This window comes from Ruegeria sp. C11 (assembly GCF_056537725.1).
Window position 1 is genome coordinate 1 of sequence record NZ_JBQFSB010000016.1, and the last position, 17,876, is coordinate 17,876.

The following is a 17,876-nucleotide window of genomic DNA, read 5'->3' on the forward strand; positions in this document are numbered from 1 at the left end:
ACGGTCTGCGCTTCGCGATCCGCGAAGGCGGCCGCACCGTCGGCGCCGGCGTTGTGTCGAAAATCGTCGAATAATTCGCGCAAGCGAGTGATCAGACAGAAAGGGCGCCCCACAGGGCGCCCTTTTTTTATTTGGGCTCTTTCTGGCGGTAAAATTGTTGCGGGGCGATGGCGATCCGCTCAGATGCCCGCGCGATAGCAAGCATGGCCCTTTGTCATTGACTCCCAGCAGACAGGCGGCTTGTCTGGAACCGTTGCTTCCAAAACGTTTACATGCTGGAGTTCAGTCGATGAAATACCTTGCACTTGTAACAGTTTGCTTGCCTCTATCCGCAGCCGCTGAACAGCCGCGCTCTCTGGATGCCCATGAACACGGTGCCGGTACTTTGGGAATCGCGATATCGGCATCCGAGGTTGCCATGTCGCTGGAAGCGCCGGGGATGGATATCGTCGGATTTGAGCACAGCGCCACCAGCGCCGAAGATCGTGCGGCGGTGGAAACCGCTGTTTCGGATTTGGCGCGTCCCATGGATTTGTTCGTCCTGCCTGAGAGTGCTGGCTGCTTGGTGAAAGGGGCCAAGGTTTTTCTGGAAGGTGACGATCCGGAGCATGCGCACGACGACGAGCATGCCGACGAAGACGACCATGCGCATGACGATGAACACACGCATGACGACGACCATGCCGAGGAAAAGACCGACGAGCATGGCACGGAACACACCGAGTTCAGGGCGGAGTACATTCTGCAATGCGAGAATCCGCAAAATATTGACCGTATCGAATTTGCCTATTTTGAACGGTTTCCGAACGCCCGCGAAATGGATGTTCAGATCGTCACCGACAGCGGCGCAACCGGCCATGAAGTTGAACGGGATGCCCCCGTTCTCGAGCTGAAAGGCCTGTTTTGATCCCGGACAATGGCAGTGTTGCCGAACAGCCTGACAACTTTGCCGTTTACCTGAAGGATGTGGAGTTCAACTGGCCGCAGACAGATTTTTCCATGGTGGTTGGGGAATTTCGCGTCGGGACGGCTGAAAAGGTCCTGCTGCTTGGGAAAAGCGGGGCGGGGAAATCCACTTTACTCAACCTGATCTGCGGGGTAGCGCTCCCGCAAAGGGGGCTCATTCGGATTTCTGGTCATGAATTGACGTCGATGACCTCGTCGCAACGCGACCGCGTACGGGCGGACAAGATGGGCGTCATCTTTCAGATGTTCAATTTGCTGCCCTATGCAAGCGCCGTGGACAACATCCTGGTCCCACTCCGGTTCTCTCCCGAGCGGCGGAAACGCTGTTTGCATCCACGCGAGGATGCTCTGGGCTTGTGCGCCTCTCTGGGGCTTCCGGATGCACTGGTGACTCATGGGCCGGCATCCACATTGTCTGTGGGCCAGCAGCAGCGCGTCGCTGTGGCGCGGGCGATGATCGGTCATCCCGAGATCATCGTTGCGGACGAACCGACCTCGGCATTGGACGCGGGGTCGCAGGACGAGTTCATGAATTTGCTGTTCGATCAGGTGTCGGAGTCCGGCAGTACCCTTATCATGGTCAGTCACGACGAGCAGCTGGCCAAGCGGTTTGATCGGGTGGTGCGGCTGGAAGATGTGGCGACGACTGCTGGACTTGTTGTTTCATGACATTGATCAGGTTGGCCTTTCTGTCTCTGAAAAGCCGGGCCCTGACCGTGGGGTTAACGAGCTTTGCCATCGCCCTATCCGTCGTGCTGTTTTTAGGGGTGGAAAAGCTGCGTACCGGCGCGCGGTCCAGTTTTGCGGATACAATTTCGGGTACCGACCTGATCATGGGCGCGCGTTCGGGTGGCGTTCAATTGCTTCTCTATTCGGTTTTTCGCATTGGCAACGCGACCAACAATGTTACGTGGGAAAGCTATCAGGATATTGCTTCGCGGCCTGAAATCGCTTGGGCAGTGCCGATCTCTCTGGGTGACAGTCACCGGCAGTTTCGCGTCATGGGAACGACGCCCGAGTATTTCCAGCGCTACAGGTATCGCGGTGATCGTGCTCTGACATTTGAGCAGGGCGAACAGATGCACGATCTGTTCGACGCGGTAGTTGGTGCGGATGTGGCAGCGCAGCTGAACTATGAGGTCGGGGATCCGATCGTCGTGGCCCACGGCCTCGCGTCATTCAGCGAACACGACGATACGCCGTTTCGGATATCGGGTGTTCTGGCAAAGACCGGCACCCCGGTAGATCGTACCGTGATCGTAAGCCTGGAAGCTATCGAAGCCATCCATGTCGACTGGCAGGGGGGCGGGCAAAAGCCCGGAGATCCCACTCCGGTCGAAGAAATTCGGGCAATGGACCTGCAGCCAAAGGCCATCACGGCGGCGATGCTGGGGGTGAACTCGAAACTTCAGATTTTCACCATTCAGCGTGCCATCAACGAGTACCCCGAAGAACCCCTGCTTGCCATCCTGCCCGGAGTGGCCCTTCAGGAGCTTTGGGGCATCGTCGGAATAGCCGAACGCGCGTTGGTCGGCGTGTCGGCGATGGTTGTCGTTACCGCGTTGCTGGGACTGTCGGCCATGATCCTGTCGGGGCTGAATGCCCGCCGCCGGGAAATGGCAATCCTGCGGGCAATGGGTGCGGGCCCTGCGACAGTGATGGGTCTGCTGATGATCGAGGCCGTACTAATGACCGTCCTGGGAACCTTGCTGGGTGTGCTGCTACTTTATCTTGGGCTTTTTGCCTTGCAGCCCTGGCTGGACAGCGCGTTTGGCCTTTTCGTACCGATCACCTTTCTGTCCCCTCGCGAGTTGCTGATCCTGTGCGCGGTTGTCGTGGCCTCTGCTCTGGTAAGCCTGCTGCCGGCAATACGCGCGTATCAGATGTCTCTGGCGGATGGCATGACTATCAAAATGTGATTTTGTTCGGAACTCAAAACAGTTAGATTGGGTGCATGTCTCGCTTGGCCGGAATGATCGTGGCGATAGTGGCCGGGGCCGCCTCGAATGCGGGCGCCTGCGGATTTCACAACTATACCCCGCAGCCCACATTGGTTGACCGGCTGATCGACAGCGAGCATGTCGTGCTTGCGCGCCAGAATCCGGACAACCCGTTTCGATATCAGGTCACTTCGGCCTTGGAAGGTGGCGCCGAAGATGTTGAGTTACCGCATCTGGTGGACAGCGTAACCCGAAAAAGGCTGGGAACCGATCCAGCCGCGCAGATCCTTTTTGCTCGCCAGAGCGCCTATGGCCCGTGGCAGCGGGTCGCTTTTGTCGATGACGACATGCGCCCCGTTCTCAACACCGTCATGTCGCAGTTGCCCGATTGGCGACTGGGCGAGAACCTGAGCCGGTTCCGAACCTTTGCCGCCTACCTCGACCATCCGGACGAAGATATCCGGCTGCTCGCGTTGCGAGAGCTGGACCGGGCGGATTACGGGTTTCTGGTGTCCCATGACCTTCGGATCGACATGGCCCGGGTACTGGCCGGATACAACAACCCCGCACAGCGGGACCTTCGTGCCATCCGTATCCTTCTGTTGGGTCTGGGTGGCAGAGACGAAGTTCGCGGACAGCTGGCGCTCGGGCTGGACCGTGCCGCACAATTCGAAAGCAACCTGACAGGCGCTTACGCAACCGCGCTGATCGAATTGGATGGCCCGGCCGCCGCAAACACTCTGGCCCAGACATATCTGACCGACCCGGAATTGCCCGAGGCATCCAGAGAGGCGCTGGTCGAAGCGTTGGCCCTGCATGGCCAGTATGGCGATCAGCGGATGCAGAACTCTGTTGCCGAGGCCGTAACGCAGGCATTGCGCGGCTCTGCTGCGCTTGCGCCCGCTGTTGCGCGTCAGTTCGGCGCCCGTCGGGTCTGGTCGCAACGTGATGCCCTTTCGGACCTTGTCCGGGATGGTGCGCTGGCGTCACCGCTGGATGTTCTCGCGGTAAGCCAATATGTAGCTATGGCAGATGGTCTCGCGGACCCGTCACGCCCAGCCGAAAGCGGCAATTTCCAGAGCCGAGGTTTTGACTGATGCAGACACGAAGGCATTTCCTGAGCAGGTCGACCGCAGCCGCAGGGGTTCTGACGGCCTTGTCCGCGCCGCTGCGAGCGGACACCGCGCCGATCGAATTGGGATGGGATGACCTTGTACCAACTGCTGATGGAACCACCATGGAAAGGCTCCGAAAACAGGGCATCATTCAGCATGGTGAACTGAGCACCCCCTTCGATCAGGACACGGCCGCCGAAGTGACCACGGAATACAACGGCAAGCTTGTCCGCATCCCCGGCTACCTTGTTCCATTGGAATTTCAGGATCACTACGTCACATCCGCGCTGTTGGTGCCATATGTCGGGGCATGTATTCACGTGCCGCCTCCACCGCCGAACCAGTTGATATACATCACCACGGAAACCCCATACGAGTATCAGTCCCTGTTTGAACCGGTTTGGGTGGTCGGGACATTCGGAACAGCCGCAGCCAGCACGCAACTTGCCGAAGTGGGCTACATGCTGGTAGCCGAAAAGATCGATCCCTATTCCTGATTTATCGAGTGGCCCCTACCGACCAGCGCCCGATCCGGCGAGGAATCCATGGCGCAGATTTCGTTTTGCACATTGTCGAACGCCCCGCCCTGTGACGTTGGGCGCTGCAGCTTGAACAGGCCCGGTGATTGGCGGATAGTGCCTGCGACATGCCTGAACCTTATTCTTTCCGCCATGATCCCGAAGTGCCCGCGTTTGACGACAGTGACCCTTTGGCGGTCATGGATGCGAACTGCGCGCTGTGCAGTTGGGGCGCGCGGATGATCCATCGTATGGACCGATCGGGGACCGTGCGCATCTGCCCCGTACAGACTCCGCTGGGCGCAGCGCTGATGCGTCACTACGGGGTTCAGCCGAACGATCCTTCGACCTGGTTGTTCATAGATGATGGTGTTGCCCATATTGATTTCGACGCGGTCGTACATGCCGGTCGGCGGTTTGGCGGATGGGGTCGGCTGACCGCCGTGTTGCTGATCCTGCCCAAACCCGTACGGAACTGGTGTTATCGCCGCGTTGCGCGCAACCGCTATGCGCTTTTCGGCCGATCCGACATGTGCGCACTACCTGACGCATCGTTCCAGAGACGTCTGATGCGATGAAAATCCTTCTGCTTGGCGGATACGGCGTCTTTGGCGAACGGCTTGCCAGGCTTCTGGTCCGGGACGGTCACGATGTCTGCATCGCCGGGCGCAACACGGCGTCGGCGCAAGCCTTGGCTGATGAACTGGGCTGCCGGTCCCTGATGATGGATCGCAATGGCAGCCTCGGCGGGTTGCGCGATTTTGATGTGGTAATCGACGCCGCCGGTCCATTTCACGACTACGGAAACGATCCGTACCGGCTGGCAAAGGCTGCGATGGCGGCAGGTGTGCATTACCTGGATCTGTCCGACAATGCAGCATTCTGTGCCGGAATATCGGCGCTGGATGCCCAGGCAACCAAAGCGGGCCTATGCGTGCTGTCCGGCCTTTCCTCGGTTCCGGCCCTGTCTTCCGCCGCGGTCCGCGCCCTTGCAGGAAAAGACAGGCCCCTTGTGATCGACACCGCGATTCTGCCCGGAAACCGGGCGCCGCGCGGGTTGTCGGTCATGCATTCGATTCTGGCACAGGCGGGGCGGCCGATACCCGTCTGGCGTGGCAACCGGTGGGAGCGTGGATTTGGCTGGTCCGACCCGGCAAACTATGACCTGCCAGATGGCGTGATCCGGCAGGGCTGGCAGATCGAGGTTCCGGACCTGCAGTTGTTTCCCGCGCATTTCGGTGCCGGGACGGTTCGTTTCCGGGCCGGTCTGGAATTGGCGGTTATGCGCTATGGTCTGGCAGGTTTTGCGGCTCTGCGCCGGGTGCTGCCGTTGCCGGTGACACGACCGGTTGTGCGGTCGTTCAAAATGATGGCCGATATGTTGGCACCATTCGGCACCGGGCGGGGCGGTATGTCGGTAACCGTCATCACGCAGGCCGGGCGACAGACATGGCGGCTGTTGGCAGAGGACGGCGATGGCCCCTTTATTCCGGCGGTACCAGTCCGCGCCCTGCTGCGCCGTCCGGACCTTCCGATTGGTGCCGGCCCCGCGCTCGAGGTCATCACATTGGCCGAGGCAGAGGCCGCAATGTCGGACCTGAATGTCGTCACAGATCGTCGCTCTGAACCGCTCAGACAGATATTCCCGCGCGTCCTCAAAGGCAGTTTCGACAGGCTGCCGGACTCGGTTCAAAAAACGCACCTGACCGTCGACAAAAGCCACTGGCAGGGAAGATGCGAGGTCCAGCGTGGAAGGGGCGTATGGTCCAGTCTTCTTTGTGCGTTGTTCGGCTTTCCTGCGGCGGGCAAGGATGTGATGGTGGAAGTTACCAAAACCGCAACGCCGGCAGGCGAGACATGGGATCGTCTGATCGGTGGGCGCAGGTTCCGATCGTATCTCGCCGCAACGGATCGGGGCATGACCGAACGGTTCGGCCCGTTCACCTTCCTGTTGGGGCTTGAGGTACAGGACGGTGCGCTGATCTATCCCGTGGTTGCCGGACGGATGGGGCCGGTCAAGTTGCCGGGGTGGTTGCTGCCGAAATCCGTGGCACGCGAATTTGAGGCCGAGGGGCGGTTCAACTTTGACGTGGCGATTTACGCACCGATCACAAAGCGCCTGATCATCCGGTATCAGGGTCACCTGACCCCAATGGCAGGGGACAGGCCAACCCTCTCAATGCCAGTTCACGTCGCCCACGAAAATATAGCCTGCGCCGTAGATCGTCTTGATTAAGCGCGGATTCTTGGGATCTTCACCAAGTTTGGTGCGTAGGCGCGATATCCGCACATCCATCGCACGGTCGAAACTTGCCCCCGCAGCCCCGCCCAGTGTCTCCTGCATCTGGGCGCGGCTGATCAGGCGTTTGGGGCTTTCCAGAAACAGGCGCAGCACTTCGCCTTCGGCATGGCTGAAGGTGGTCTCCTGCCCGTTTTCATCTTCCAGAATGTAGCGGTCGAAATGCGCCGTCCAGCCGCTGAAATGCGCCGTGTTGCCTGCCGGTGCCGACGTGCGCTGCGTTCTCAGCCGTGCCCGGATGCGGGCCACCACCTCAGCTGGATCGAAAGGTTTGGTGATATAGTCGTCAGCCCCCAGTTCCAGCCCCGTCACCCGGTCCTGCACCTGCGCGCGGCCGGAAATGATGATAACCGCCGCACCCTGCTCCAGCGCCAGACGGTGCACCAGCGCCAGCCCGTCCGTATCCGGCAATGACAGGTCCACAAGGCAGACATCTGGCGTGACCCTTTTCAACGAGGCTTCGAATTCGCGGGCGCGCGAAAAGCTCTGGGTCTGAAAGCCCGCATCCTCCAGCACATCCGTTAGAATCTGGCGGATTTCCGGTTCATCGTCGAGAATGGTTACCAGAGGTTTGGTCATCACGCGGCCTTGGTCTGAATGAGTGCGGCAAGCTGCTGGCGAGAGAACGGTTTGCGCAGAACCGGCCCCAGTTCAAGGGCCTTTCGATGCAGCGGGTCCGAAACCGGCAGCGAAGTCATGAGGATGCAGGGCAAGCCGGGCCTCAGTCTGCCGATCAGGTCGATGCCGGTGCCGGACCCTTCCAGTTTGATGTCCGACAGCACGAAACTGATATCCTCGACATCGGCGGTCAGGGCGCAGGCCTCGTCAACCGATGTTGCTTCGATTACCGACAGGCCCAGATCCATCAGAAGGTCCCTGAACTGGCTGCGAAGCTCGTCATTGTCTTCGACAAGCAGGGCCAGCCCGCCCCGCGAATCCGGTGCCGGGCGATAGGGCAGGCGCAGGATGACGGCGGCACCGGACGCGGTATTGCGCAGCTGCAGATCGCCGCCCGCAAGCTTTACCATGTCGTAAACCATGGGCAGGCCCAGCCCCGATCCTTCGTTACCTTTAGTGGTGAAAAACGGGTTCAACGCCTTGTCCAGCGCTTCGGCGGAAAATCCGGGGCCGGTATCGGTGACGGTGATTTCGATCCAGATCGAACCGATCGTATGCGCGCTGATGGTGATCTGCCCCGTGGCTCCGCAGGCGTCCCGGGCATTCAGCACCAGATTAAGCAGGGCATCCTGCAACATGCCGGGGTCCAGCATCATCGGCTTGTCCGGCAGATTGTTGACCACCGACAGTCCCATTCCCCGGGGCAGGGAAGGCGAGGCCAGAATCTTCATGTCTTCCAGCAGGCCGCGCAGATCAGCTGCCCGCGGGTGAAGCGTCCTGTTGCCGGTCATATCCGAAATCCGGTTCAGCAACTGCCCGCCGCGCCGGGCGGTTTGCTGGGTGGCGGTGACCAGCTCGCGCGCTTCTTCCGGCAGCGGCATCTTCTTCAGCTTGCCCTGCATCCCAAGAATGATCGTCAGAAGGTTTGAAAAGTCATGTGCCAGACCGCTTGTCATCTGTGCGGCCATCGCCCTGCGGCGCGTCTGCTGCAGTGCGACGCGCGCCTGCGTTTCCTCGGTCACATCCATCGACAGGATATAGACGCCGCCCAGATTATCCGGTGTGAACGACGCCCTGATCCGCCGCTGATCGTGATCTTCGGTAAACTCGAAGATCGAGGTTCGCCCGCCATAGGCCTTCTGAAGATGAGGGGCGACCTTGGCAAAAGCCGTTGTTCCCAGCGCGTCCGAGATATGCAGCCCCAGAATGTCCGAGGGACGCCCGGGCATGACCGAGCTTAACCGGCGGTTGGAATAGGTATAATGCCCCTCGGCATCCACATGCGCGATATGGGCGGGCATCATTTCTGTCGTCATGCGCGTGCGCGCTTCGATTTCCGTAAGTTGCCTTTTGGCCTCCGCCAGGGCCGAGTTCGTCGCGGCCAGTTCGCGGTTGGTGGCCGACAGTTCTTCGGCATGGGTCAGAAGCTGATCGGACAACTCCTCGGAATGAGACCGCAGAAGTTCCTCGACGCGCTTGGTGCGGGTTATGTCGGTATAGACCGCAACCCATCCGCCTTGCGGCAAGGGCGCCCCCTCGACCGAAATGACCTGACCGTTGGGGCGAATGCGCTCGATATAATGCGGCTCGAATGCAAGCGCCTGCTCGACCCGGTGGGCAACGATCTCGTCAATATCTTCTTCGGGCGCGTATTCGCCACTCTCGGCCAGAAACCGGATGGTGTCGGCAAAGGCCGCGTTTGGTTGCACCAGATGATCCGGCAGGTTGAACATCTCCTGAAACCGGCGATTGCTGAGAATCAGCCGCAGTTCGCTGTCATAGATCGACAGGGCCTGCCCGATCAGATTCAGGCCCGCCGTGGTCATCGCCTTGATACGTTGCTCTGATAAATCCAATTCGATCCTCCGCCGGACATATGCCTAACACCCTATGTGACCATAGGGTAGGGGCCTTGCAGAACCGAATGGTCGCAATGTGACAGGATGTGTGAATCGTTGCGAATTTCTGACTCAGAATACGAAATTTACTGAAGCAATCAGAATGCCTGGTCACGCATTGTTGGACCAAACATCAAGCAATTCTGACCCAATGGCCGCTATGCTGTCTCCATCAAAGCTTCGGCAAGTCCATGTTCTGAAAGGGCTCCCGGCGCACCAATTGCGACTATCCTTGTCTCTGGTTTGCGTTCACCCCAGGCTTCATCCCGCGCGATGTCCATGCGTTTTCCGACGACCTGTACAAGAATGCGATGATCCGGATCCTCCTCGCTGAAGACAAAGCCCTTTAGGCGATAGACATCGCCAGGAAGCTGCCGAATTGCACTCTTAAGAGAAGATAGGCTTATCGGGCGTTCAGCTTTTATCATAGTCGTTGAAAAGCTGTCCGAATGATCAGCGTGATGGCAACCACAGCCGGGCCCATGTTCATGATGATCGGGTATTTCTGTTTCGAGCTGTTCGGCGGCAAAGCGACCAACGGAAAGAAGTATGTCCAGAGGGACGTCTGCATTGACAGCTTCGACCAAACGATACCGACGGAAGCGAGACCCGAGCCAATCGTGCACTCTCTGAACAGCGGCCCTGTCGACAAGATCGACCTTGTTCAAGATAACCATATCAGAGAACGCGATTTGACGGAGCTTCAGTTCCATTTGTTCCGGCGCAGCAAAAAGCTGTTCCGCATCGACCAGACACATAAGGCTGTCCAAACGGATCATGTCCCGAAACTTCTGATCGGTAAATGTCATTGCGATTGACGACGGGTCCGACACGCCACTTGCTTCAAGGACGATGTATTCCGGTTTCTCAGGCCGAGCGAGAACAGCTTCTACCGTTTCGATCAGGTCATCTCGGATCGAGCAGCAAACGCAGCCATTCGCCAAACTCATCACATCATCTTCGACGCCCACTATGAGATCGGCATCGACGTTGATGGATCCAAAGTCATTCACAAGAACCGCAACCCGCAGCCCATGATTGCCTGTCAGGATGCGGTTCAGAAGTGTTGTCTTACCGGCTCCGAGAAAACCGGTAAGGATCGTCACAGGGATTGCGGATGTCGAGCCGAATTCAATCATTGTTCGATCTCCTCTCAGTCTTCATCGCGCGAGCCGATTACATCCGAAACTTTTATGGTGAAGTCTTGCGGCCAGTCACCACCGGGCGCGCGGAAAACGTCAGTTGGGTAGTACTCGCGTGGATCGATCTCCATATCTCTGTACTTCTGATCTTGCTGATCTGCTCGAGTGAGCCTCGGATTCGGTAATGTGATTTCATCAGGAAGCTCAATACGCCCGGCCTCGGCTGCCGCAGCCAGTTCACGAAATGGTGGTACAGTGCCGGATTTTCCGGGCAATGCAGCTTTCCTGTACCAGATCGCATCTTTGGTCACGTTAACAACGGCTACATCGAGACCCCATTGGAACAGACCATCGTAGTGGGCACGAATTCCCGCCAGCATTTCAGCGTCGATGTCTTCGTCTTGCGTATAGTGAGTCACCATTCCCAAACGCGGCCTTGCGTCAGCAAAGAGCTTACCCACTGCATAGTGAGAGGTGTGATGCGTATCGATTGTGTAATTAAACAGATCCTGTGGGATACCGTATTTGTAGGTCATCAGCTGACCAACATCCTGTCCCGACATTTCGGTTACAAAGACATCAACACCTTCGCCGTATTTCCGTGAAAGTTCATCCGGGCGACCATCGCCTGTCCATACAAAGCTCAGACCATTCCAATCCAGCCGATACCCGACGGCACCGTCCTTGGCATGGCTGCGCGGCCAGGACCGAACAGTAACGCCATCTTCGTCATAAACAATGCCGCCTTCCTGACGGAAATCGAATTCGTTAACTTCGATCTCGTACCCGTCACCAATTGGGAACACGTCGAAAGCTTCGAGATGCCATTTGAGCATCTGCTGCATACCTTTGACCATTCCGGCTGTGCCAAGCTCGGGTGTTCGACCAGATGGGCCGTGAATGCGCAGCGGTGTGTATCCTCCTGACCAAGCCCGGAACGGGTAGATGTAAGGAATGTCGGCATAGTGGTCGACATGCAGATGAGAGATAAAGATGTCGTTGATCAGCTGCCCCGGCACTTGCATGGCAATGATGTTGCGGACACAACCAGATCCAAAATCGAAGAAGAAACGTTTTCCATTTCCCAGCTCCACCATGATGCAAGTACCCGCCTGATCTTCGCGCGGCGGATATGGTGTTGAGCCACAGAATGAGACGCGCATCTCATCTGGCCCCAACTCCTCGCTAAGTGGAAAATAGTTCGCATTTGAACCGGTCATGTACTTCGTCGGACGGAAATACTCCGGCAACGAGATGCCGCCTGCGGGTCGACCACCGTATGGGTTCTTGAGTGTTTCTCCCAGGGGGCCGTCTCCTTCGTGGGCCTCGGCACTTCCTGCCGCAAACCCAGCCGCCCCAGTAGCAGCCGCTCCAGTTGCTAAACCCTTAAGAACACTCCGCCGCGACGGGTCTTCAATTTTTTCTGTCTCCTGAACCTGTTTGTTCTCCAGTTCTTTCCCATTATCTTCCTTGGTCATGGATTGGTCCTCAGTTAAAAGTGTCTCAAAGGATGCGCTTCACCATCCGGCGAAGCTCGTTCACGAGTTCAGATCTGATGTGGGCCCATTCCGCGCGTTCTGAGGCTGTGATCGATACGTCATCCAACAGCTCGGAAACTTTCTTCAGGTCTTCGATAACCTCTTTGAGTAACGCATCCGTTTCGATACGCCCTGACAGCGCATCGGAAAGTTCTGGAATCTCTTCAATCAGGTCCACCGCCACTGGATAAATCCCGGCTCCCACTATCTATTCTCACATCGAGATGAGTGTGGTTGACCGCGCCAGCCAAGTGAGTCACCGTGAGTTGGGGGTGAGTTTGCCTTGAACAAAGCCAATGATTTGCCGATAGATCAACATGTTGGGCAGCCGTCGCCGGATCTTGTCCGGGAAGCGCTCGAGCGCGTTGTATCGAGCGGTGAGTTTCAAGCTTCGCCCCGTCTCCAGCAGTTTCTTACATACGTAGTCGAGGAAGCTATCGCGGGTCGAGGTCCCCAGATTCGAGGCAAAGCCATCGCTGTGGAGGTCTACGGGCGGCGCATTGATGGCTCTGGCGGTCAAAATCTCGTTCGCGTCGAAGCCAGGCGGCTGCGTCGACTGCTACGCGAGTTTTACGAAGATCAATGGGACGGCGAAGGGGTTCGCATTTTTGTTGATCCCGGCGGATACAAGCCGCGATTTTCGTACGAGCCTACGATTGAAGACCACACATCAAGTGCATGGAACAGCGATGAGCCTCGTGGGCGTCGGCGGTCGCTGCAACTGCTGCCAGCTGGATTGGGTGTTCTTTCAGTAATCGCGGTGCTTGGCATCTGGTTGAGCCAGGAAAACAGGAAGGTTTTGCCAACGACCCAATCCATCGAACAGGCTGAGCGTGCAGCACTTGGTGAGCAATCTTTGACAAGACTTCAGGCGGCCAACTTAGCGGATCAAGCCCGAGGCATGTTTTTTCCAGTTTTTGATGTCAAACGTCAGCAAATAGCACTGGGAATGTTCCAGCACGCCGTGGAACTCGACCCGGCTATGTCTGACGGCTTTGCCGGAACAGCGCAGGTTTTGGCGACTCTGGCCTTGCTGTCCCCGGACGAAGCGCAAAGGGAAGATCTCTTTAGTCGAGCCTCAGAAATGTCTGGAAAAGCGCTTGAATTGTCCCCTGCTGATGCATGGACAAACGGCGCAAATGGTTGGGTTCTGGCTGTCAAAAACCAGCCAAACGAGGCATTGAAATACGCAAGAATGTCCGTCGAACTGGCACCGAAGGATGGCCATATTCTCGACCTTGCAGGTATCACTGCCATCATGGCTAACGCCCCGGAACTTGCAGCCGAGGTTAGCGATCCGGAAAGATCCAGAGCAGGATCTGGTAGGTTTGGTGCAAGAAACATCTGGGGTGTTTCGCAACTTATGCTCGGGAACTACGAAAATGTTGTTGAAGCCTTTCAGGGCGCACCAGCTGCCGGGGCACCTGTCAGTGCTCCTTCGCTATTATTCCAAGCCGTAGCTCATGATCAGTTGGGAAATTCAGAAGAATCACAACGTCTTGTTACTGAAATGAAAAAGACATGGCCCGAGTTTCCGTCCGAGTTCCTCGCCAATAGGATTTTTCACAATGACCGCAATACGCGGAATGTGATACTGGAAACACTGAGTAGATACTGACGAAACGCATCGCGGCTATTGCCTATGCTGGGTTCAGACTTTCGCCACCGGTCTTGCGAAAATCGGAACTAACACCATTAGCAGCGCAAGAATCCAGAATGCCGTCGCCAGTGTCGATGCCCCAGATATGAAACCAATCAACGCTGGCCCCATAAGGATGCCTGCGTATCCCGTTGTAGTAACCGAGGCGATAGCAATCCCAGGTGGCATCAAGTTTTGTCGTCCAGCAGCGCTGAATAGGATCGGCACCAAATTCGCGGCTCCGAGCCCAATCAAGACAAACCCAAGCAGGGCTACAACCGAATTGGTCGACAGCAGAATGCTTGCGATCCCAATGATTGCGAGTGATCCGCCAACCATCAGTACGAGATATTCGCCACATCGCTCAACAATATGGTCACCAGTCAGGCGGGCCAGAACCATCGCGATTGAGAACAGGATATAACCGATGCCAGCGCTTTCGGGTTCAGCGAGCTCAAGATCAATGATCAGAAGTGCGCCCCAATCCAGTAGGGCACCTTCGACTAAAAACGTGATTGCGGCCAAAATGGCTAAAACCAGAACAATCCCACGCGGAACGACAATGGGTTCCGGATCCTTACCACTGACCTCCAAAAACCGAGTTCGGGCCAGCAGCATTGAAGCCAACGCCACAGTAGCCCCCACGATGGCACAAGCCAGCACTGGGATAGACAGCGACAGCAACAGTGTAACCAAACCAGCTCCGAAAAAACCACCAATACTGAATTGGGCGTGAAAGTTCGACATAAGGGGGCGTTTTTCGATGGCTTCGATTTCCGCGCCATGAACATTCACTGCGACGTCGATGGTTCCAAGTGATGCTCCGAAAACGAATAAAGCTGCACCCAAAACTATTGGCGTTTGCGACAGCGCCAAAAGGGGAAGCATCGCGATCAAACCATAGCCTCCAAGCAAAATAAGCGGACGAGTGCCACGACGCGCTGCCAAAACGCCGGTAACCGGCATGGCGACGATGGATCCAAAACCAAGACAAAGAAGGAGAAACCCAAATTGCGTTTTATCAACGCCAACGGATTCTTTGAAAAAGGGGAATAGAGGCGCACAACAGGCCAGGGAAAAACCCGCCGTAAAAAAGGCCAAACGTGTGGCCAAGCGTGCCGAATTTGTAACCGAATGATCAGTCGGCTGGCCAATTCTCGGGGGCAGTTCACTTACACGGGAACTATCGCTCATTCAGTCACCACACGCGTATGTGACGCGATCAAATCTGTTGTCGCGTTCTGTGAATCTGTGACAACAGCATCGATCTCTGAAAGTGCTACTGTTCGATGACGGGCTCTAAGGCCGATCTTCGCGTGACTGGTCACAACAATGGTTCGGCTTGCGGCGCGGTGCATTGCCTTCTTCATCATGGCTTCTTCCGCGTCGTCCGAGCTGAGACCAAACTCCGCTTCCAGTCCGCACGCTCCCAGAATGGCAACATCTACCGCGACATCCGCGACCCGTTCGATTGCGGTGTCTCCTGTCGCAATGCCGCCTTGCGGCCTTAGGCTACCGCCCAAAACAAAAACCGGAACGTTCTTTTGCTGGCAGGCAATCGCAATCCAGGGCGACGGTGTGATCACAAGGCGCCCCTCTTCGTGGGGCAGGTTTTCGACTATGGCAAGTGTTGTCGTGCCTCCATCGATCAGGAGGGTCGCCGCACTCCCGATCTCTCGGATAGCGGCCGATACCAGCTTCGCGTCAGGCGCGACATCTCCCGACAGTCTTTTATGCAATGGCGGTGCCGGAGTGGACAAAGGCACTGCACCACCGCGAACGCGTTGGGCCTTTCCCTCTGCTTCGAGGGCGAGAATATCCCGTCGGATCGTATCAACTGACACGTCAAATTCTTGAGCAGCTTTGACCGCAACGACTTGCTGACCTTCCTGCAAGCGCCGAGCCAGTTCGAGTTGTCGTGTGTCTGGGACATTCAAGTTCATGCAGAAACCTTCAGAATATTGCAAAAAGCCGCATAGGCGGTTATGCGACGTCCGTCAATACTGAATAGATGCCAGCAAGATCGGGATGAAATTGAACCACGTTGCTCTATGGGCAACCGACTTGGAGCGGTCCACGAAATTTTGGGGAGAGTTTTTCGAAGCGGAACTCAGTGACAGGTATAAGAGTGTGAATCGCCCCGGCTGTGCCTCCCGCTTCGCCGCGTTGCCCAAATGGCAGCAATGAGCCGAAAGCCGTCTTTGCTTCACATCTGGATAGAAACCTTGGGATGATAGCCCCGTGAATACCGCATGTTTCGGGTCGAAGTGCCAATTCAGTGTGGGTAGTTTCACACTGAACAATCACAGGATTTCCCGATGCACGGACGCGACGCACTCTTCCCGGATTTTGATCAGTTAACGGATGCGGAAAACGCGTTGACTGAACGTTTGAGCCAGGCACGCCGCAACTATGCCAGTCGCAAGGCCACCTCGGCTGAGTTGACGCCTGACTGGTTGGAAGAGCTGCAGTCCAAACGGTTTGACCAAGCAGAAGACCTTGAACCGCTGATGGACTGGGTGATTGATGCGCTCGACACTGGCAGCGTGCAGATGACGCATCCGGGGTATCTCGGCCTGTTCAATCCGGCACCTACGTTTGCCGCAGAATGTGCGGATCGGATTGCATCAGCCTTCAATCCGCAAATCTGTGTGTATTCTCATGCGCCTGCTGCTGTCGAAATCGAACAACATGTCATCAATGAACTGGCCCGGCGCGCCGGGCTTACCAAGGGGGCCGGGGGGCATTTCACCAGTGGTGGGGCCGAGGCCAATTCAACGGCTGTTTTATGTGCCTTGCAGGCCAAATGCCCGGAGTACAGCGACAAGGGCATCTATGCGTTCGGTGGTCAGCCGACGATTTACGTCTCGAAGGAAAGCCACCTTGCATGGTTGAAGATGGCGCATTCAGCGGGCATTGGACGCAACGGCGTTCGATTGATCGCGACCGACGGTCAAGGGCAGATGGACGCGGGTTGTCTGGCGGCCGCCATTGATGAGGATCTGAAAAGCGGATGCGTCCCGGTCCTGATCGTGGCCACGGCTGGCACTACGAATGCCGGGATGATCGACCCACTCAAGGATTGCAGCACTCTGGCGCAAGAGCATGACATGTGGTTTCACGTCGATGCGGCCTGGGGTGGCGCGATGATTGCCAGCACGGCAGGACGGTCGGTGTTGAATGGCATTGAACAGGCGGATTCAATCACGATTGACGCCCATAAATGGTTCGCCACCACGATGGGGGCTGGCATGTTCCTGACCTCACGCCCCGACATACCGGCCCAAGTTTTCCGGATTTCGGCCAGCTACATGCCGGAAAGCGAGGCGGCCAAGGATTTCTATGTGAATTCCAACCAGTGGTCGCGCCGCTTCGTGGGGTTGCGCCTGTTCCTCGCCCTTGGTGCTGCCGGATGGGACGGCTACGGAGACCATGTTGAACGCTCAATTCGCCTGACCAACCGGTTCACGGAAAACCTTAGAAAGGCAGGTTGGACGGAGGCAAACCGGTCTCTCATGGGGGTGAGTTGCATGGTTCCGCCGGAAGGGGACAACGCTGTACAACGTTATGTCGATGCAGTTCATGAAGATGGCCGGTTCTGGATTTCCAAGGCGATGTTCGAGGGAAAACCGGTTTTGCGGGCCTGCGTTACCAATGGACGCACGGATGAAGCGACCATTGATCAGTTGACGGCTTTCCTGACGACACTTTGAGGCAAGGAAATGCGGGCCCGCCGCAAGTACCGCGGGCGCCTATCCAATTGGTCAACCGGCGCGCAGATGCGTAGTTGTCATGTCGATCAACAGCCGCCCCGTGTCGCCGCGAACATCGGTGCGAATGACAATGAGCGTGCCACCGCGTTTGACCGTTGTGGAGGTTGCAATCAGATCGCCCGCCTTTTCGTTACCCGACAAGACCGTATGAAGATCAACGGCGAGCGGGAAACCCGACCCGTCTTCACCAATGCTGTACAGGTCGCCGATGGCACACAAGGTTGCTGCGATATCGGCAAACCAGATCAGGGCGCCAGCGTGCATCGTCCCAAACGGATTCTTTGCGGCTTCGGTTACCGGCATTCTGGCAACCACGCGTTCCGGCTCGCGGCTTTCGATGGTAAAGCCGATTTCGCCCTTCCACTTGTTCTCAGCCAGTTTTTGTCTGATGTTCGTTTCCATACTCTCAACTTTCAGTGGCAAGAGCATG

The 17,876-nt window shown here is 57.1% G+C and carries 19 protein-coding genes; 11 read left to right on the forward strand and 8 right to left on the reverse strand.

Annotation, left to right across the window (positions count from 1 at the left end):
- From ACR0NA_RS20580 to ACR0NA_RS20615, 8 genes are all read left to right on the forward strand, one after another.
- Positions 1-74 (forward strand): EF-Tu C-terminal domain-related protein (locus ACR0NA_RS20580; RefSeq protein ID WP_296514147.1); only part of this gene is annotated, 74 nt, incomplete at its 5' end.
- Between the two features lie 215 nt (positions 75-289).
- Entirely contained in the window at positions 290-907 is a 618-nt protein-coding gene (gene zrgA, locus ACR0NA_RS20585; RefSeq protein WP_480732280.1) for a zinc uptake protein ZrgA, read from the forward strand.
- The gene (locus ACR0NA_RS20590) at positions 904-1,635 is read left to right on the forward strand and encodes an ABC transporter ATP-binding protein (protein WP_480732283.1); all 732 of its coding nucleotides are present in this window, start codon (positions 904-906) and stop codon (positions 1,633-1,635) included. Before zrgA ends, ACR0NA_RS20590 begins: the two co-directional genes overlap by 4 nt.
- Positions 1,632-2,885, forward strand: a complete 1,254-nt coding sequence (locus ACR0NA_RS20595) for an ABC transporter permease (RefSeq protein WP_480732286.1) — start codon at positions 1,632-1,634, stop codon at positions 2,883-2,885. The genes ACR0NA_RS20590 and ACR0NA_RS20595 overlap by 4 nt, the downstream gene beginning before the upstream one ends.
- Before the next feature lie 35 nt (positions 2,886-2,920).
- Positions 2,921-4,003 carry a hypothetical protein gene (locus ACR0NA_RS20600; protein WP_480732288.1) on the forward strand — a complete coding sequence of 361 codons (1,083 nt, stop codon included), beginning with the start codon at positions 2,921-2,923 and terminating at the stop codon, positions 4,001-4,003.
- On the forward strand, positions 4,003-4,518 hold the full coding sequence (locus tag ACR0NA_RS20605) for a DUF3299 domain-containing protein (RefSeq protein ID WP_480732290.1): 516 nt from the start codon (positions 4,003-4,005) through the stop codon (positions 4,516-4,518). The genes ACR0NA_RS20600 and ACR0NA_RS20605 overlap by 1 nt, the downstream gene beginning before the upstream one ends.
- Before the next feature lie 149 nt (positions 4,519-4,667).
- Positions 4,668-5,117 (forward strand): thiol-disulfide oxidoreductase DCC family protein, encoded by a 450-nt coding sequence (locus tag ACR0NA_RS20610; protein ID WP_480732292.1) that lies wholly within the window; start codon positions 4,668-4,670, stop codon positions 5,115-5,117.
- Positions 5,114-6,775 (forward strand): saccharopine dehydrogenase family protein, encoded by a 1,662-nt coding sequence (locus ACR0NA_RS20615; protein ID WP_480732294.1) that lies wholly within the window; start codon positions 5,114-5,116, stop codon positions 6,773-6,775. Before ACR0NA_RS20610 ends, ACR0NA_RS20615 begins: the two co-directional genes overlap by 4 nt.
- Here ACR0NA_RS20615 and ACR0NA_RS20620 read toward each other — a convergent pair.
- The 5 genes from ACR0NA_RS20620 to ACR0NA_RS20640 all read right to left on the reverse strand — a co-directional run bounded on the left by ACR0NA_RS20620 (position 6,716) and on the right by ACR0NA_RS20640 (position 12,239).
- On the reverse strand, positions 6,716-7,417 hold the full coding sequence (locus ACR0NA_RS20620; protein ID WP_170656953.1) for a response regulator transcription factor: 702 nt from the start codon (positions 7,415-7,417) through the stop codon (positions 6,716-6,718). The genes ACR0NA_RS20615 and ACR0NA_RS20620 overlap by 60 nt on opposite strands.
- Complete coding sequence (locus ACR0NA_RS20625) at positions 7,417-9,282, reverse strand: PAS-domain containing protein (protein ID WP_480732388.1); 1,866 nt, start codon at positions 9,280-9,282, stop codon at positions 7,417-7,419. Before ACR0NA_RS20625 ends, ACR0NA_RS20620 begins: the two co-directional genes overlap by 1 nt.
- Before the next feature lie 230 nt (positions 9,283-9,512).
- The gene (locus tag ACR0NA_RS20630) at positions 9,513-10,493 is read right to left on the reverse strand and encodes a CobW family GTP-binding protein (protein WP_480732296.1); all 981 of its coding nucleotides are present in this window, start codon (positions 10,491-10,493) and stop codon (positions 9,513-9,515) included.
- A gap of 14 nt (positions 10,494-10,507) precedes the next feature.
- On the reverse strand, positions 10,508-11,974 hold the full coding sequence (gntH, locus tag ACR0NA_RS20635; protein ID WP_480732298.1) for a guanitoxin biosynthesis MBL fold metallo-hydrolase GntH: 1,467 nt from the start codon (positions 11,972-11,974) through the stop codon (positions 10,508-10,510).
- A 25-nt stretch (positions 11,975-11,999) separates the two neighbouring features.
- Positions 12,000-12,239 carry a hypothetical protein gene (locus tag ACR0NA_RS20640; protein ID WP_480732300.1) on the reverse strand — a complete coding sequence of 80 codons (240 nt, stop codon included), beginning with the start codon at positions 12,237-12,239 and terminating at the stop codon, positions 12,000-12,002.
- Between the two features lie 78 nt (positions 12,240-12,317).
- Between ACR0NA_RS20640 and ACR0NA_RS20645 the strand changes: the two genes are divergently transcribed.
- Entirely contained in the window at positions 12,318-13,652 is a 1,335-nt protein-coding gene (locus ACR0NA_RS20645; protein WP_480732302.1) for a hypothetical protein, read from the forward strand.
- A gap of 33 nt (positions 13,653-13,685) precedes the next feature.
- Here ACR0NA_RS20645 and ACR0NA_RS20650 read toward each other — a convergent pair whose 3' ends face one another.
- Complete coding sequence (locus tag ACR0NA_RS20650) at positions 13,686-14,786, reverse strand: MFS transporter (protein WP_480732304.1); 1,101 nt, start codon at positions 14,784-14,786, stop codon at positions 13,686-13,688.
- Positions 14,787-14,863: 77 nt separating this feature from the next.
- Positions 14,864-15,616 (reverse strand): DeoR/GlpR family DNA-binding transcription regulator, encoded by a 753-nt coding sequence (locus tag ACR0NA_RS20655; protein ID WP_480732307.1) that lies wholly within the window; start codon positions 15,614-15,616, stop codon positions 14,864-14,866.
- A gap of 85 nt (positions 15,617-15,701) precedes the next feature.
- On the opposite strand from ACR0NA_RS20655, the gene ACR0NA_RS20660 reads away from it, so the two are divergent.
- Together ACR0NA_RS20660 and ACR0NA_RS20665 are read left to right on the forward strand one after the other, a co-directional pair.
- Positions 15,702-15,860 carry a VOC family protein gene (locus ACR0NA_RS20660; protein ID WP_480732309.1) on the forward strand — a complete coding sequence of 53 codons (159 nt, stop codon included), beginning with the start codon at positions 15,702-15,704 and terminating at the stop codon, positions 15,858-15,860.
- Between the two features lie 131 nt (positions 15,861-15,991).
- A complete protein-coding gene (locus ACR0NA_RS20665; RefSeq protein WP_480732311.1) occupies positions 15,992-17,386 on the forward strand; it encodes a pyridoxal phosphate-dependent decarboxylase family protein in 1,395 nt (464 codons plus the stop codon).
- A 51-nt stretch (positions 17,387-17,437) separates the two neighbouring features.
- Here the strand turns inward: ACR0NA_RS20665 and ACR0NA_RS20670 are convergent, their stop codons facing one another.
- Positions 17,438-17,848 carry a PaaI family thioesterase gene (locus ACR0NA_RS20670; protein WP_480732314.1) on the reverse strand — a complete coding sequence of 137 codons (411 nt, stop codon included), beginning with the start codon at positions 17,846-17,848 and terminating at the stop codon, positions 17,438-17,440.
- Positions 17,849-17,876 lie beyond the last annotated feature (28 nt).

Excerpts from the sequence above, each read along its gene's own strand:
- ACR0NA_RS20660 (WP_480732309.1), top strand. The coding sequence starts at position 15,702 with ATGAAATTGAACCACGTTGCTCTATGGGCAACCGACTTGGAGCGGTCC.
- ACR0NA_RS20605 (WP_480732290.1), top strand. The coding sequence starts at position 4,003 with ATGCAGACACGAAGGCATTTCCTGAGCAGGTCGACCGCAGCCGCAGGG.
- ACR0NA_RS20595 (WP_480732286.1), top strand. The coding sequence starts at position 1,632 with ATGACATTGATCAGGTTGGCCTTTCTGTCTCTGAAAAGCCGGGCCCTG.
- ACR0NA_RS20615 (WP_480732294.1), top strand. The coding sequence starts at position 5,114 with ATGAAAATCCTTCTGCTTGGCGGATACGGCGTCTTTGGCGAACGGCTT.
- ACR0NA_RS20630 (WP_480732296.1), bottom strand. The coding sequence starts at position 10,493 with ATGATTGAATTCGGCTCGACATCCGCAATCCCTGTGACGATCCTTACC.
- ACR0NA_RS20610 (WP_480732292.1), top strand. The coding sequence starts at position 4,668 with ATGCCTGAACCTTATTCTTTCCGCCATGATCCCGAAGTGCCCGCGTTT.
- ACR0NA_RS20625 (WP_480732388.1), bottom strand. The coding sequence starts at position 9,282 with ATGACCACGGCGGGCCTGAATCTGATCGGGCAGGCCCTGTCGATCTAT.
- ACR0NA_RS20655 (WP_480732307.1), bottom strand. The coding sequence starts at position 15,616 with ATGAACTTGAATGTCCCAGACACACGACAACTCGAACTGGCTCGGCGC.
- zrgA (WP_480732280.1), top strand. The coding sequence starts at position 290 with ATGAAATACCTTGCACTTGTAACAGTTTGCTTGCCTCTATCCGCAGCC.
- ACR0NA_RS20670 (WP_480732314.1), bottom strand. The coding sequence starts at position 17,848 with ATGGAAACGAACATCAGACAAAAACTGGCTGAGAACAAGTGGAAGGGC.
- ACR0NA_RS20665 (WP_480732311.1), top strand. The coding sequence starts at position 15,992 with ATGCACGGACGCGACGCACTCTTCCCGGATTTTGATCAGTTAACGGAT.
- ACR0NA_RS20620 (WP_170656953.1), bottom strand. The coding sequence starts at position 7,417 with ATGACCAAACCTCTGGTAACCATTCTCGACGATGAACCGGAAATCCGC.
- gntH (WP_480732298.1), bottom strand. The coding sequence starts at position 11,974 with ATGACCAAGGAAGATAATGGGAAAGAACTGGAGAACAAACAGGTTCAG.
- ACR0NA_RS20600 (WP_480732288.1), top strand. The coding sequence starts at position 2,921 with ATGTCTCGCTTGGCCGGAATGATCGTGGCGATAGTGGCCGGGGCCGCC.